At 44.8% G+C, this 12,001-nt stretch carries 14 protein-coding genes and 1 pseudogene; 9 read left to right on the top strand and 6 right to left on the bottom strand.

Features of this window, described 5'->3' with window-relative positions; translation table 11 throughout:
• The first annotated feature begins 147 nt into the window (after nucleotides 1–147).
• Together JCM16159_RS03265 and JCM16159_RS14125 are read left to right on the top strand one after the other, a co-directional pair.
• On the top strand, nucleotides 148–1,350 hold the full coding sequence (locus tag JCM16159_RS03265) for an ammonium transporter (protein ID WP_243665743.1): 1,203 nt from the start codon (nucleotides 148–150) through the stop codon (nucleotides 1,348–1,350).
• Nucleotides 1,351–1,389: 39 nt separating this feature from the next.
• Nucleotides 1,390–1,632: a hypothetical protein gene (locus tag JCM16159_RS14125; protein WP_243665742.1), complete on the top strand. Its 243-nt coding sequence runs from the start codon at nucleotides 1,390–1,392 to the stop codon at nucleotides 1,630–1,632.
• A 71-nt stretch (nucleotides 1,633–1,703) separates the two neighbouring features.
• On the opposite strand, the gene JCM16159_RS03260 is transcribed toward JCM16159_RS14125, so the two are convergent.
• Nucleotides 1,704–2,057, bottom strand: a complete 354-nt coding sequence (locus JCM16159_RS03260) for a nucleotide-binding protein (RefSeq protein WP_243665741.1) — start codon at nucleotides 2,055–2,057, stop codon at nucleotides 1,704–1,706.
• Between the two features lie 10 nt (nucleotides 2,058–2,067).
• Nucleotides 2,068–3,311, bottom strand: a pseudogene (locus JCM16159_RS03255) (translation initiation factor IF-2 subunit gamma).
• 874 nt (nucleotides 3,312–4,185) lie between these two features.
• Here JCM16159_RS03255 and JCM16159_RS03250 point away from each other — a divergent pair.
• Both JCM16159_RS03250 and JCM16159_RS03245 read left to right on the top strand, forming a co-directional pair.
• Nucleotides 4,186–4,557, top strand: coding sequence for a hypothetical protein (locus JCM16159_RS03250; protein WP_054856941.1), 372 nt, complete (start codon nucleotides 4,186–4,188; stop codon nucleotides 4,555–4,557).
• A 98-nt stretch (nucleotides 4,558–4,655) separates the two neighbouring features.
• Complete coding sequence (locus JCM16159_RS03245; protein WP_243665740.1) at nucleotides 4,656–5,018, top strand: hypothetical protein; 363 nt, start codon at nucleotides 4,656–4,658, stop codon at nucleotides 5,016–5,018.
• On the opposite strand, the gene JCM16159_RS14120 is transcribed toward JCM16159_RS03245, so the two are convergent.
• Nucleotides 5,008–5,226 carry a pyruvate kinase alpha/beta domain-containing protein gene (locus tag JCM16159_RS14120; protein ID WP_243665739.1) on the bottom strand — a complete coding sequence of 73 codons (219 nt, stop codon included), beginning with the start codon at nucleotides 5,224–5,226 and terminating at the stop codon, nucleotides 5,008–5,010. The genes JCM16159_RS03245 and JCM16159_RS14120 overlap by 11 nt on opposite strands.
• Nucleotides 5,190–6,368 (bottom strand): pyruvate kinase, encoded by a 1,179-nt coding sequence (gene pyk, locus JCM16159_RS03240; protein ID WP_243665738.1) that lies wholly within the window; start codon nucleotides 6,366–6,368, stop codon nucleotides 5,190–5,192. Before pyk ends, JCM16159_RS14120 begins: the two co-directional genes overlap by 37 nt.
• Nucleotides 6,369–6,576: 208 nt before the next feature.
• Here pyk and JCM16159_RS14115 point away from each other — a divergent pair, with 208 nt between their 5' ends.
• Together JCM16159_RS14115 and JCM16159_RS14110 are read left to right on the top strand one after the other, a co-directional pair.
• Nucleotides 6,577–6,849: a hypothetical protein gene (locus tag JCM16159_RS14115; RefSeq protein ID WP_243665737.1), complete on the top strand. Its 273-nt coding sequence runs from the start codon at nucleotides 6,577–6,579 to the stop codon at nucleotides 6,847–6,849.
• A gap of 70 nt (nucleotides 6,850–6,919) precedes the next feature.
• Nucleotides 6,920–7,390: a hypothetical protein gene (locus tag JCM16159_RS14110; RefSeq protein ID WP_243665736.1), complete on the top strand. Its 471-nt coding sequence runs from the start codon at nucleotides 6,920–6,922 to the stop codon at nucleotides 7,388–7,390.
• 90 nt (nucleotides 7,391–7,480) lie between these two features.
• On the opposite strand, the gene JCM16159_RS14105 is transcribed toward JCM16159_RS14110, so the two are convergent.
• The gene (locus JCM16159_RS14105) at nucleotides 7,481–7,855 is read right to left on the bottom strand and encodes a hypothetical protein (protein ID WP_243665735.1); all 375 of its coding nucleotides are present in this window, start codon (nucleotides 7,853–7,855) and stop codon (nucleotides 7,481–7,483) included.
• Nucleotides 7,856–7,857: 2 nt separating this feature from the next.
• On the bottom strand, nucleotides 7,858–8,178 hold the full coding sequence (locus JCM16159_RS14100) for a hypothetical protein (protein WP_243665734.1): 321 nt from the start codon (nucleotides 8,176–8,178) through the stop codon (nucleotides 7,858–7,860).
• Between the two features lie 212 nt (nucleotides 8,179–8,390).
• Here JCM16159_RS14100 and JCM16159_RS03225 point away from each other — a divergent pair, with 212 nt between their 5' ends.
• Genes JCM16159_RS03225 through leuS form a run of 3 tightly spaced genes read left to right on the top strand, consistent with a single transcriptional unit; the run spans nucleotide 8,391 to nucleotide 11,904 of the window.
• Complete coding sequence (locus JCM16159_RS03225; RefSeq protein WP_054856940.1) at nucleotides 8,391–8,831, top strand: CBS domain-containing protein; 441 nt, start codon at nucleotides 8,391–8,393, stop codon at nucleotides 8,829–8,831.
• A 56-nt stretch (nucleotides 8,832–8,887) separates the two neighbouring features.
• Complete coding sequence (locus JCM16159_RS18410) at nucleotides 8,888–9,742, top strand: class I tRNA ligase family protein (RefSeq protein WP_367834247.1); 855 nt, start codon at nucleotides 8,888–8,890, stop codon at nucleotides 9,740–9,742.
• Nucleotides 9,709–11,904 (top strand): leucine--tRNA ligase, encoded by a 2,196-nt coding sequence (gene leuS, locus JCM16159_RS03220; RefSeq protein ID WP_367834246.1) that lies wholly within the window; start codon nucleotides 9,709–9,711, stop codon nucleotides 11,902–11,904. The genes JCM16159_RS18410 and leuS overlap by 34 nt, the downstream gene beginning before the upstream one ends.
• Nucleotides 11,905–12,001 lie beyond the last annotated feature (97 nt).

The following is a 12,001-nucleotide window of genomic DNA, read 5'->3' as shown; positions in this document are numbered from 1 at the left end:
TAGTAATTTATATTCATTTCATGGCACAATATTTTTACGGTGATAATATAAATAGCATAGGGAGAAAAGCTTAAAAACTACTTAGTTTACATAGTTTGTGCCCGGCGACCCATTAAAACGGTAAATAGGATAAATAAGTTGGTAATATTGAGTAGAATAACCCCAGCGCTCTTGGTCATGGCGCTGGCGACTGCGATTGTTGTTAAGGCTGACACGCCGCCAAACCTATCAGGGTATCCGCCCGCTTCCGTGCCTCCATGGCTAGACACCGGCAGTAATGCATGGATGCTCACCGCGGCAACGCTGGTTGGTCTTCAAAGTGTACCTGGCCTAATGCTCCTCTACAGTGGCATGACCAAGCGTAAGTACGCAATAAACACAATGATGATGGTGCTCTACGCCTTCACCATAGTACTGGTCGTTTGGGTACTGGCGGGCTATATGTTCGCATTTGGACCTACGTTAGTGAGAATAGGAGGCTTCAACATACTGGGCACGCCAATACCGGCATTAACAAGTAATATTATTGCGTCGCAGGCCAGCGTACCCGCCGCGCAGCAGTACCCTAACATAGCCATGTCGACGTTGATATTCTTTCAATTCGTTTTCGCCGCAATAACGCCGGCGCTGATGGTCGGCGCCTTGATAGAGAGGATGAACTTTAAGGCTTGGATGCTCTTCGTACCACTATGGTCCTTGCTTGTTTATAGTCCAGTGGCCTTTTGGCTTTGGGGTGGTGGTTGGCTCGAGCAACTTGGTGTTGCGGATTTCTCAGGTGGTTACGTAATACATGTTGATGCGGGTATAGCGGCCTTCATAGCGGCTGCGATGGTTGGTGAGAGGTTGGTTGAGGAGAGGAGGTTGCAACCACATAACCTAACTCAGGTCGCGGCAGGCCTCGGCCTCGTCTGGCTTGGTTGGAATGGCTTTAACGGCGGTGACCCATATGGATCAACAATAGATGCCGCAATAGCTGTAATAAACACTAACCTGGCTACGGCAGTCGCAGTTGTAGTATGGATGCTACTTGACATGGCCTATTTTGAGAGACCCACGCTCACGGGCACCGCATCCGGCGCGGTGGCAGGCCTAGTCAGCATCACGCCAGCCGCAGGTTACGTAAATGGCGTCGGTGCAATAATAATAGGTGCCACATCGAGTGCCGCCGCGTGGTATTCGCTTAATATGTTTCAGTTTAGGTCTAGGTTGACAAGGCACATAGATGACGCGTTGGGCGTGTTCTCGGACCACGCGGTTCCGGGTATAGTCGGTGGTATCCTTACGGGAGTATTCGCTGACCCGAATATAACGAAGTACGTCGACCCAGCCTTAGGGCGCGCTTTATGGTAATCCATTTCAGGTGGTTCTCCAATTACTAGGCGTTGCGTGGTGATAGCCTACGATGCCCTAATGACATACCTAATCCTAAAGCTGATAAGTAGGATAACGCCGTTAAAGGCGCCATTAGAGGCTCTGAGAATTGGTGATAGGGAAATGCACGGTGAGGTTGCGTATGACGAATTCGCCTTTGCAACGCAGGGCGATGCCGAGAGGATGGCCGCAGGCATTGTTGTCTCCGTAATTAATACAATAAATAAGAGCAATAAGGAAGATAGGGAAATGCAGACTTAAGCAATGAAGGAACTCTAATTGAAAATCAAATTAAAAATCAAAATCAGTCTCAAGTTTACCTGCACTGGCCCTTAGGTATATAGCCTTATACCCGCCTGCCTTAATCTCCTTAGTAATTTCATGTCACACGTTACGGCAACACAGCCGTACCTACTAGACACCTTAACCACCGAGTCATCTGGCGAGTCCGTGGCGTTAGCTATTGAGAAATTATTAATAACGTAATTAAGGGCGTTACTCGAAGCCCTAGCGACCCTAGGCCTACCTAACCTGCTTAACTTTATTAACTCATTAAGTATTGGGTATGGGATCATGGGTATTATTGGTGAATTAATAAGTTCAATTACCTGATCAATGACGCGTAGGCCCTCGGTGAACATTAGTAGTATTGCGCTTGTATCGAAGACCACGCACTCTACTTTCATACCAATTACTTCACTCTAGAACTGCATTACCGCCCTTTAGGATTCCATAACCAACGATCCTCCACCTATTATTCACCTGCTTTGTGATCACAGCCTTGGAACCCTCCTCTGCGGAGACGGCTTCCTAAGTATCACATCAAGCTTATCACTGTGAAATCCCTTTACGATTCCCATAACGGCTGCTGATCCAACATGGACCATGATCACGTCCTTAGGCTTAAACGTAACCTCCCTCAACGCTTGATCACTGGGTTTCTCTATCCTATGGAACTCAAGGGTTAATTCACTCCATACTGGTGGTAGTGTGCCGGGTTTACCAACAATACTGCCGACGAGGGAGTCAGCCTTCGTTAATGCTGGATCAAGCTCAGTGCCGATACCCACTAAACCACCTGGTCTGGCTTCCTCGATGTACTCATTACCGATGGCTATGCTGACTATCTTCGTGATTATTGGTTCATACTTATTACCCAATTTAAGCCCTGGTCTTATCTCAATCTCGTCATTAACCTTAGCCGAGCCTTTAATAACGGTACCACCAAGCACGCCACCAACCAATTTGTCTGGTGGGGTACCTGGCTTATTAACATTGAAGCTTCTTAATACGAGCATTCTAAAGTCGCCACCTGAGGTTTCCCTGGGTGGTACTAATCTGTCGATTAATGAGGATATGGCTTCGATATTGACCTTGTGTAGCGAGGACACGGGTATTATTGGTGAGTTCCTGGCCCAGGTATTGCCAAGGAACTGCTTAATCTGTCTGTAGTTCTCTAGGGCCTGTTCCTTATTTACCAAGTCAAGCTTATTCTGAACAACTATTAACTTATTGAGACCCATTATTGTTAATGCCGTGAAGTGTTCCTCAGTCTGTGGTTGGGGCACCGGCATTGAGGCGTCGATCACGAGTAAAGCGGCATCGATATAGGAAATTCCTGATATCATAGTACTTATTAACACTTCATGGCCCGGTACATCAAGTATTGACACCTTCCTCTTTAGTACCGGTTCATCGCCATTGGGGCACTTACCGTCTTTAAGCAATCCATCACTTATCATCCTAAACTCGCCATCTATTGACGAGCACTCGTAGAGGCCTATGGTTATGTAGCCGAGTTTAACAGTCATGGCCCTCTTAATCTCCTCACTGTACCTGGCGACCCAGACACCGCTGAGTGCATGCACCAGTGTCGTCTTGCCGTGATCCACGTGACCTGCAGTTGCAATAATGGCGTTCGGGTATATGTATTTACTCATTCAAATCGAACTGGCATTAAGGGTTTAATAAGATTTCAGCACGTGAGGAAGTATATCTAATGCACGGGATAAGCTTTATCAAGCCTTAGTATACTTAAGTAATTTGCGGCTGTGCGCCCAGCTACGGCAGGCAACCGGGCGAGCCCGGCAACGGCTCGCCTGAGGAAACTTCCCCACAGTGCCGTGGTCCCCGTGGGGCAACCCGCCGACCGAGAGGTCGCTGTGGGACAGCGGCCCAAATAGGGACCTGTGATCTCCACGGGTGAGGTCCGGGTAGGGCCTTAGACAAATGCTACAGAAGGGGAGTTATGCCGTGGCTGGGTGCACAGCCGGCCATTTTCCCCAGGTAATTCTTCATTATAGGTTTATTCATCATAGTATGTTTAAACAATAAAGAAAAAGAAAATATAAATTGTTTTAAGTAAATATCATTTACTCACCTAACATATTTATTATCACTTCTTCTTTTCCTTCTTCTCCTCCTTCTTTCCTTCCTCCTTCTTCTCCTTCTTGGACATACCGTTTCATTTATATTACGGGTTCTTATAAAGGTTGTAATTTAATTTGTAATGTGAAAGTTGGGTTGTGACAGGTGTTTAATCACGTTGGTTCATTATATACTTAATAAAGCATTTATCTTCATGCTTCATAAGGCCTTATGTTGATTTGTAGGAAATCAGCATCGTTAGTTCGTATTTAATGAAGCTTCTCTATTGATGGTTCTTTCTCTTTTTATCCAATTAATTAATTAGCTTCTACGATTATTATATTCTGAAGGCGATCATGTTTAGTGATTTTTTTAAGGAAAAATTGGTATTGGATTTTAGGTATTTTAGCATCTTTCTTTCTCTTTATAATAAGTCCCATATTATTCATGATTGTACTGGTTATTGCATTAGTAATTTACTTCCTTGTTGTAAGACGTAGGAAAAGTAAGGGTACCTCAGGGGGCTTAGTTACAACTAAAATTAGGCTATTAAGGAGTGTTTCCTCTCAGGGAATTAATGACTTAAAACTTAGCAGGCTTTGTCTCAGTATTGGTGTTGGTGATGGTGTGGTGCGTATTGGCGATAGGTGGGTTTCAGCATTACGAATTGATACTCTGGATTTCTCCTTGCTTCGTGATATAATGGGCCTTGGAGCCTTCATCAGTGATGGCGGTAGTAATTACTTAGTTATTTATGGTGAAAGCCTGATGAGGTATCTATTAGGCTTAACACGGCCGTTGAGTTACTTAGATCCGTAATGCCTTATTTAGGCAGTTATCTTCGTCTGAATTAATTAGTGAGGTGATACTGAGATGGATGAGTTGAGCGAGAGGGTAGAGAGTTACTCAGGAGAATTTTGAGTAGGGGTAGGATTGCCTATGACTCGTTGAGTGAAGATGAGAGGAAGGCCGTTGAGGAGTTGGTGAGGCTTGGTTACGTCAAGCTCTACATAGAACCAAATAGTAAAAAGCTTGGTGATGCGTTAAGGGTTATTAACTCGGTTAATGTCTCCCATGCCGCATTTAGCGCAAATTACATAAAATACCTATGCCTAGCGCTGGTTATATTAATGCCATTATTACCTCTATATCTATCAATAAGGTCGCTAATCATGGGCTACACGTCGGTGACCATCTTCTTCCTAATAATTACCCTAGTGCTTGCCTACGTGGCGTATATAATAATACGTAGAGGACGTTGCCGCCTAGTCAAACCCTGAGTATCCTTATGCTATAGTCATTATACGTATCTATAACCCCATGGGTCAACAAAACCAAGTCTCCCTTTGCAATTAAGCCATCCCTTATCAGTCGATTTAAGGTCTCCCTCTCACCCTCGTCATAGTCCTTAACGTCACCAATGAGTATCGGCTCAACGCCCCAATAAAGCCTTAATCTCCTGAGTATCCTCTCATCACTAACACCCACGTACGTGGCACCCTAGGCCTATACTTAGAAATTGCTTCAACAAACCTGCCACCCCTCGAATAAATCACAATCTTAGCACCAATGTCCTCGGCAAGTTGAACAATGCCCAGGGCGAGCCTATCTGTTAGGTTAGCCATCACATCCCTATCAATACGCACATCATCCTCATACTCCGTGGCAACCCTCCTCAACCATTGTACAGCATCCACTGGGTATTTACCAACCGCCGTCTCTCCAGTCAGTAATAATGAGTCAACGCCCTCCATGACGGCATTCGTTATGTCCACAACCTCAGCCCTAGTTGGCACTGGCTGTTCAATCATGGACTCAAGCAATTGCGTGGCAACCATGGTGGGTACACCGCATTTCTGTGCTTCCCGAATTATTGAGCTTTGTATCCTGGGTATCTCCTCAAGGTCAAAGTGCATGCCTAGGTCGCCCCTGGCAACCATCACATAGTCACTGGCGCAGATAACATCTCTCATGTTCCTCACGGCGTCGGGACCCTCAATCTTAGCCACGAGCTTAACCCAGTCGCCACCGAGCCTCCTTAACTCAGTCCGGACCTCGTCAATATCGTCCGAGCTCCTAACGTGGCTAATACCCACGTAATCCATCCCAACCTCCACAGCGAACTTAAGGGCCTCCCTATCATAATCATCAAGTATTGGTAATGGGTAATCCTTACCCTTAATAACCACGGCCTTTTCCTGGGAAATAGTCCCTGCGGTTAATGCCGTTAGTACGGCATTATTGGCCGAAACCTTATCAACACGTAGTCTTAACCTGCCATCATTCATCACAATGACATCGTCAATGGTTATGACTCTGAAGAATGATGGGCTGGGTATTGGTACGAATCCCCCATTTGACTTATCAGCGAGCCTAAACTCCACGGAATCGTCAACGTTAAGTGCTATGGGTTTCATACTACCCGTCCTAACCCCAGGGCCCCTCAAATCACCAAGTACTGCAATATCGCCTCTAAAGCCCTTGGCATTCGATATCCTGGATCTCCACTCCTCGGTATTGCCGTGGGAGAAGTTTATCCTTATGCCATCGACGTACTTAATTAATTCCCTCAATACCTCAGGCTTCTCTGAGGCAGGCCCTATAGTCGCTATGATCTTTACCTTACCCACAACAACGCCTTACCGCTGGGATTATAAACCTTAGGTGAATACGGGAATTAACTGGGTTTACCTATTATAAGGAGTTTATAAGGAGTAATTAACGGGATTGGTCCAGTAATGCTTATAGGTAATAAAGGTCAATTAATGGCATATCTTGGGTGACTTGCTTGCCTAGCTCGATATTGCGCCTCGCATGGAATTGCTTGGTGAATCCGCCGTGCTCTATTGGGGCAACGAGAGGATTATAATTCCTAGGCTTAAGCATGGTGTCCTCTTTTTAATGAGTGGATACGTTGGTTCGCAGGTTCATGGTTGCGAATATAGAATGCACCTGGACTACCTAAAGGGTAGGATTGTTAATAAGAACGTGATTAATGGGCTTCAAGAGCATTCAAGGCAACTCGGTGTGAATGAGGAGGGACTTGGGCTTGAGCCTGGTTGGAACCCAGTCATTGTAAATCGCGGCGAGGAGGGTATTTACTTTTTTTAATTCTAAGATGGAGCATTGGATTGGTCATGCGGATTTTAGCAAACCGTTTATTCAAGAGGCGTCACTTATCATGGTTAGGAGGAATGTGCCAATACTTGGCCTTCCTGACCTGATAATTAACCTTGATAATAGACCCGCGTATATAATTGAGTTAAAGACAATAGGTGGTCCAGCAGGATTAGGGAGTGTGAAGGGTAGAGATGTGTTGCAGGCAGAGTCGTACTTCCACATGATGAACTACCTAGGGCTTAACCCACGGGGTGTGGCTATTATAAAGGTTATACGTGGCTCGGACTTTCGAATAATCAATAACATAGACATAATAATTAAGCAGTTGGAGGGTGGTGAGGATTTTGTGAGGCTCTCTAAGTACGTTACTATTCATAGAATAAGTATTAGGGGATTTGATGAGTTTCTTAGGGATGTTGATTACGCTATTGATTATTGGCTCGGACTTAGGAATCCAAAGCCATCACCGAGTAGGGGGTTATGTTCGGGCTGTGAACACAGGAGGTATTGCCCATACAGTATTGTTAGATGATCCTCAGTAGCGAGAGCAGTAAAGTCAATACTATGTATATTATCGGGGCTATTATTAATGGTATAAGTAGGGAGGGTATGAGTACGTAGGTTAGGCTGAGGATTGCTCAATAATCGTAAACCAAGCCCATGTAGTCCTAAATGCCTTACATAGGCATTGCGCGTTACTAAAGAGGTATGGGCAATTAATGTTTTTCCTAAGGCTCGCATCAACGGAACCCTCAATAATCCTAACCTCATTATTGACCTGAACACCCACATGTGCCAATAACTTCAATAATGATGTTGAATACTCTGTGAGACTCACGCCATTGTAAAATGATAAGTCTAATCTAATCCTCTTTACAATCTCGGCAAGGCTCATTGATTGAGCAAGTCTCTCACCGAGCTCTGATGCCAAGGCCCTCCTAATGCTTAGGAAATTGATAATTCCAGTGGGTTCGCCGGTCTTTATATCAAATGGCATTATTAAGCCACCAGGTGATTCAAGGATGATGGATATGGTATTAATATATCAGTAACGACTATACCATCACCGCCAATGGCTAGGTTAAACAACCTAATGCTTGGTGATAAATCCATTACTCTCCAAGTATTGCTCAATGAAGGTACGTAACCCTTAAAGAATTGTATCATGGAACCATCATCCCTAACGAAGTACATAGTAATGTATGCATAGAGTCCCTCCAACGTAGTCCTTCGTCTTAACGGGTCTACTATGTCTAAGTCCATGGAGAGTATGCAAGTATCGCCAACGCGTGAGTGTCTTATCAGCTCGCGAATGATCACGGTCTTACCTCTAAACCCTATTATTGTTGTTATGATTAATATTATGAAGATTATGATCCAATTATGGATTGGGTCGTTAAATACGCCATTACTTAATAAAGATCGTATTCTCTTTTTAAATTATTTTATCATCTTTTTGGCGATTATTCATATTATTTTATCATTATAAATAACGCATAAAGTTTATAAATGATTATATGCGTTAATTGTCGATGAACATTACTGTTGATAAAATAATAAAGAGAGAACCCGTTGTAATAAACGATAAGGCCAGGGTTAAGGACGCTATTGATTTAATGAGTAAGGAAAACATCGGCCTACTGGTGATCGTTAATAGTTCAGGAAAACCCATTGGTGTTATTTCGGAGAGAGACATAATTAAGGCACTGGCTAATGGCGTTGACTTAAACGCTAGAGTTACGGATGTCGGTACTGTGGGTAACCTCGTTACTATAAGTCCCAAGGATAGTGTTTATAGAGCTGCCCTACTAATGAATGATTATAAAGTGAGGCATTTAATAGTCATGGATGGGGATAAATTACGTGGTGTTATCTCCATCAGAGACATAATTAGTGAGGAGAGGGTTATTTCTAGATTTGCTGAATTAGCGGAGACTAAGTTCCTTGATACCGAGGTTAGCGGTGCTGACTAAAGACTTAAAAATGAAATAGTAATTATTAAAAACGATGGTTTTTCTTAGGAAATGAAATGGAAGCGTTTAAGTCAAAGGTTGAAGAATTATACGGTGAATTTCTAAGGGAAATTAGGGAAATTGAGAGAAAGTGGCAAAGGGAATGGTACGAGAGAGACATTTTTGATGCCGAACCAAGGTCTAATAAACCCAAGTACTTTATCACGGTGCCTTACCCATACGTATCAGGTTCGCCGCACATAGGTCATGGTAGGACGTTCACGATAGGCGACATAATAGCTAGGTATAAGAGGGCTAGGGGGTTTAATGTTCTATTCCCAATCGCATGGCATATAACGGGGACTCCAATACAGTCGGTGGCTGACAGGATAATGAAGGGGGACCCGGAGGATATAAAGCTGTATTCCTGGTATGTGGGCCTATACGTAGACGACCCAAGCAAGATTAAGGAGGTACTAAGCACATTCACTAACCCCTGGAACATAGCTCAATTCTTCGCCTCGGTCTACACTAGGGACTTCATGTCCATGGGCTACTCAATGGACTTTAGGAGACAATTCACGACCGGAGACCCTGACTATAACGCATTCATTATCTGGCAGTACTACAGGTTAAGGGAAGCCGGTTACATAACGCAGGGCAGCCACGTAGTCCTATACTCACCGGATGAGAATCAGGCGGTGGGTGAGCATGACATTAAGGGTGGGGATGAAATAACAATAGACATACTCGAGTTTAACCTAGTGAAGTTTAAGCTGGAGAGTTCCAATGAGTACCTGGTCGCGGCTACATTAAGGCCTGAGACTATATATGGAATCACGAATGTGTGGGTTCACCCAAGTATTGAGTATGTCATTGCCGAGGTTAATGGCGAGAGATGGATAATATCGAAGCAGCCGCCTGGAAATTAAGTTATCAGGGCTATGACGTTAAGGTCGTTGGTTCAGTACGTGGTGAGGAATTGATAGGTAAGTACGTAATTACGCCACTAATTAATAGGAGAGTGCCGGTGCTACCCGCGGGCTTCGTCGATGAGAATACGGGCACGGGAATTGTCTATAGCGTACCTGCCCACGCACCCTACGATTACGTAGCCCTAATAGATCTTAAGAAGGATGAGGAGGCATTGAGTAGGTACGGGATTAAGGAGATTGTTGAATCGATAGAGCCTATAAGCATTATTAAGCTACCCAACTACGGTAGGTATCCGGCCAAGGACGTGGTCGAGAAACTCGGCGTTAAGGACCAAGGCGATAAGGAGAAGCTTGACGAGGCTACGAGGATCGTGTATAGGGAGGAGTTTTACAACGGTGTTATGAAGGAGAATACGTTATTCCCTGGATTAAGCGTCAATGAGGCTAGGGAGAGGACGATTAAGGCACTGAGTGAGCAGGGTGCGTGGGGTAGAATGTACGAGCTTGAACCCAGGAAGGTATATACAAGGAGCGGCAATCCCGTCATCGCGGCTGTGATTAAGGATCAGTGGTTCTTAAATTACGGAAATCCAGAGTGGAAGGCTAAAGCATTCAAGTGCCTTAATTCAATGAGGATAATACCCGAGAAGTACAGGAAGAACTTTGAGGACGTGTTTAATTGGTTATCCATGAGACCGTGCGCAAGGAAGAGGGGGTTAGGCACGAGACTGCCCTGGGATCCAGACTGGATAATCGAGTCCCTGAGTGACTCAACGATATACATGGCATATTACACAATCGCCCATAAAGTAAGGTCAAGCGGCCTTGATAAGAAACTAGGCGATTTCGCCAAGAGGGTCATAAATAGTAGGGGTAACGATAAGGACGCCCTCAATGCAATAATGGCATTCTTCAACTACGTGTTCTTAGGCGAGGGTGATCCAAGCCGTGTCGCTGAGGTATTTGGTGTCAGTAAGGAGCTTATTGAGGATTTAAGAAATGAGTTTGATTACTGGTACCCAGTGGATGAGAGACATAGCGGTCCTGATCTAATAAGTAGTCACCTGAGCTTCTTCGTGTTCCACCACGTCGCCATATTTCCAGAGAAGTATTGGCCGAGGTCGATAACGCTCAATGAGTACGTGATTAGGGAGGGCATGAAGATGAGTAGGTCGTTGGGTAACGTACTTCCACTACCCTACATTCCAAGGAAGTACAGCGCAGACCTTGCCAGGCTTTACCTGGCCTCAGCCACCGACCTGGACTCAACACTTGATTGGAGGGAGGATGACGTAGCCAGCGTCGCAGGTAGGTTAGTTAGGTTCTGGAACCTTGCAAATGAAATAATCAAGGAGGGCAAACCAACAGTTAATATTGATGTTAGGAGTTCATCATTAATTACGCAGTGGCTAGTTTCTAAGGTGAATAAGGCAATACGTGATTCAACGGTTGATATGGATAATGAGAACATTAGGGGGTACACACTTAAGACATTCTTCGACCTACTCTCATCGGTTGAGAAGTACTTAGAGATTACGGGTGTCATTAATGCGAGTAGGGATGAGGTTAGGTGGGCCCTGTGGTACGTACTGGAACGTTGGGTTAAGTTGTTACAGCCGGTCATGCCTCACATTGCTGAGGAGCTTTGGCATAGGATGGGTAATGAGACGTTCGTATCCCTGGAACCCTGGCCTGAGTATAGTGAGGAGTTAATAAATGATGAGTTGGACATTGCCCTAGACCTTATTGAGAGGGCTGTGGAGGACGTGCAGGAGATACTCAGGGTTACGAAGATAACACCTAAGTCGGTATATCTATACGTGGGTCCGCCAAATGAGTATTACCAAATCGTTAATGAGGCCACTAGACTTATCAATGAGGGAAAGACGATGGGTGAGGCAATAAGGGCAATAGTGGGTAAGCCGGAGTATAGGCGCATGGCTGATAGGGTGGCTAACTTGGTGTCTAAGGTCGTTGATGGTACAATACCGAGGAAAATAGTTAGTAGGGAGATGGAAATAAGGGTATTCAAGGAATTAAGCAGTTACATCAGATCGAGAATAGGCACTGAGGTTTTTATCCAGGACGCGACTAACCCGGCGTACGACCCCAGCAATAGGCTAGGAATTCACTGCCCGGAAGACCCGCAATATACGTAGAAGCCATGAAGGAAAGTCGGTGAATTTTTACTTTTAAAATAATAAATAGTAAGGGGGTGTCAGGCGAGTAGCCGCCTAGGTGGCTCGCCATCATCCG

Origin of the sequence: Vulcanisaeta sp. JCM 16159, assembly GCF_001316265.1 — an archaeon.
Taxonomy (GTDB): domain Archaea; phylum Thermoproteota; class Thermoprotei; order Thermoproteales; family Thermocladiaceae; genus Vulcanisaeta.
Note: the sequence above shows the minus strand (reverse complement) of the source record. Positions and strands in the feature narration are given on the sequence as shown.